Annotated in this window: 2 protein-coding genes; both read left to right on the top strand. The window is 44.2% G+C overall.

What is annotated here, in order from left to right:
* The first annotated feature begins 289 nt into the window (after positions 1–289).
* Positions 290–1,834 carry an IS21 family transposase gene (gene istA, locus CKO50_RS23350; protein WP_095730093.1) on the top strand — a complete coding sequence of 515 codons (1,545 nt, stop codon included), beginning with the start codon at positions 290–292 and terminating at the stop codon, positions 1,832–1,834.
* A gap of 9 nt (positions 1,835–1,843) precedes the next feature.
* Positions 1,844–2,596, top strand: coding sequence for an IS21-like element helper ATPase IstB (gene istB / locus CKO50_RS23345; RefSeq protein ID WP_095730092.1), 753 nt, complete (start codon positions 1,844–1,846; stop codon positions 2,594–2,596).
* Positions 2,597–2,746 lie beyond the last annotated feature (150 nt).

The following is a 2,746-nucleotide window of genomic DNA, read 5'->3' as shown; positions in this document are numbered from 1 at the left end:
GCCACCGCAGGCAATGTCCATGACTCACAACCTATTATCAGTCGACTCGACAGAGCGCTCGATACCTTTACTGCATATTTTCATGCATCGCGATCACCAAATAACATTGATACCGATCAGCCAATAACATGCATCGCGATCATGCAATAACATCGATGCCGATCACTTTTGCCTAGAAATGTTATTGAGCGATCGACTTGATGTTATTGACGTAAAAGTCACCCTTTCTCTCACATTGTAGGTGTGTTTAATCGTTATTCTTGTCATTTTAACCGCGATGGGGATAACTATGCCAACGGCACCTATATCAATGAGAAAATTAAAAGAAATATTACGGCTAAAATACGGCGCAAATTTAACGCATCGTCAAATCGCGAAAAGCTTATCAATTTCCCCATCCTCTGTTTCAACTTATGCTAATCGAGCTGCACAGCTTGGCATTACCTGTTGGCCTTTAGATGATACGTGGGATGACAGTAAGCTCACTCGTGCATTCTTCACAACCAAAGTTCAGCCTAAACAATATGCCTCACCTGATTGGCTTAGCGTTAAGCAAGCTTTAAGCTGTAAAACCATGACCTTATTACTGCTCTGGCAGGAATATGCTGAGCAGCATCCAGAAGGGCATTACAGCTACAACCACTACTGTCGGCAATACAAAGCATGGTTTAAAACCCAAAAGCGCTCAATGCGTCAGCATCATAAAGCCGGTGAAAAGCTATTTGTTGATTATTGCGGCCCAACTATCCCGATAGTTAACCCCAGAACTGGTGAATTTAGAACTGCTCAAGTATTCGTGGCGGTGATGGGCGCGTCTAATTACACCTATGCCGAAGCCACGTTATCACAAGGGCTTGAAGACTGGATAATGAGTCATGTTCGCTGTTTTGAATTTCTTGGCGGTGTGCCTGAGTTAATCATTCCTGACAACCTTAAAAGTGGCGTCACTAAAGCTTGTCGCTACGAGCCTGACTTAAACCCAACCTACCAACAACTCGCAGAGCATTACGACACCACAGTGATACCTGCCAGACCTTATAAACCCAAAGATAAGGCGAAAGCTGAAGTCGGCGTACAAATCGTTGAGCGTTGGATAATGGCACGGCTTCGCCATGAAACCTTTTTTAGTTTAGCGCAATTAAATCAACGTATTGGTGAGTTGCTTAAAGATATGAACAACAGGCAAATGAAAAAACACCCAGGTAGCCGTGCTAGCCAGTTTATAGCAATAGATAAACCCGCATTAAAACCTTTACCGCAAACAGTGTACCAATACACCTTCGTGAAAAAGGTGCGTGTACACATTGATTACCATGTAGAAGTAGAAAAGCATTATTACTCGGTACCGTACGCACTGGTAAAACAAAAGCTAGAAGCACATATCTGTGGTCAACAAGTGAAGGTTTATCATCAAGGTAAACTCGTTGCCTTGCACCCAAGGTCTTATGCCCCGGGTAGTCACACGACCAATGAACAACATATGCCAATTGCACACCGCAAACACCAGCAATGGTCGCCAGAGCGACTTGAACGTTGGGCGGCCCAAATAGGTAAAGAGACAGAAACCTTAGTTAAACGGTATCTCAATGAGCGAAAACACCCAGAGCAAAGCTATCGCCGCTGTTTAGGATTGCTGAACTTAGCGAAACAATACTCGCCTGCCAGATTAGAACTTGCGTGCAAACGTGCGTTGCATACTGGTGTGACTCAGTTAAAAGCGATTAGCAATATGCTCAATAAAGGCTTAGAGCAACAACCGCTACCGAATGCGCGAATCGATTTATTAAGCGATATCGAGCACCACAATATCCGCGGCCAACATTATTACCACTAAGGACTTCTCATGAATATATTAATAAATCAATTAACCACCTTAAAACTGAGCGGTGTAAAAACGGCGTTATTACAACAGCTTGAGCAACCAAATCTCTATATAGAGCAAAGCTTCGAAGAGCGGTTAAGCTTATTACTGGAGTATGAAATTACTGGCCGAGAGCAACGGCGTATAGAGCGATTAACGAAGCAAGCTAAGTTCAGGCTTAGGGCCAACTTACAGGAAATCGACTACCACATTGAGCGTGGATTAAACAAAGGAAAAATCCGCAGCTTCGCGCAAGGGGAATGGCTCAAGCAGCATCACAACTTACTGATAACAGGCGCAACAGGTTGCGGTAAAACGTACCTCAGCTGTGCACTTGGGCACCACTACTGCCAGCAAGAACACAGTGTTTACTACTTCAGGCTAAAAGAGCTACTCGAAAAGCTATTTATGGCGCAAGCCGACGGCAGCTATCGCAAGTTAATCAGTAAACTCAAAGGCTGCGACCTGTTGATATTAGATGACTGGGGATTAGAGCCACTGAATGCTCAGCAGCGCAGTGACTTACTGGAAATCATCGATGCTAGATATGACTACAAATCAACCATGATCACCAGCCAACTTCCAGTAGCCCACTGGTATGAAATGATAGGCGAGTCGACCCATGCAGAGGCGATCTTAGACAGGCTTGTTCACAGTGCCATAAAAATAGAATTACAAGGAGAATCGATGAGGAAAAGATTAAAACAATTGACGGATGCCGATCACGTCAGTTAGATTTTTACGAGGTCTACAATCGTGAGAGACTGTGATCGCCATCGATGTTATTAAGCGATCGGCATCATGTTATTACGCAACCTTTACACTCAACCCTATCGCGGTTGGGCTTGATGCAGGCTATTTTACCGCCGCGGTATGCCACAATCT

The organism is Pseudoalteromonas sp. HM-SA03 (assembly GCF_002289345.1).
In the GTDB taxonomy this organism is placed as follows: Bacteria; Pseudomonadota; Gammaproteobacteria; order Enterobacterales; family Alteromonadaceae; genus Pseudoalteromonas.
Note: the sequence above shows the minus strand (reverse complement) of the source record. Positions and strands in the feature narration are given on the sequence as shown.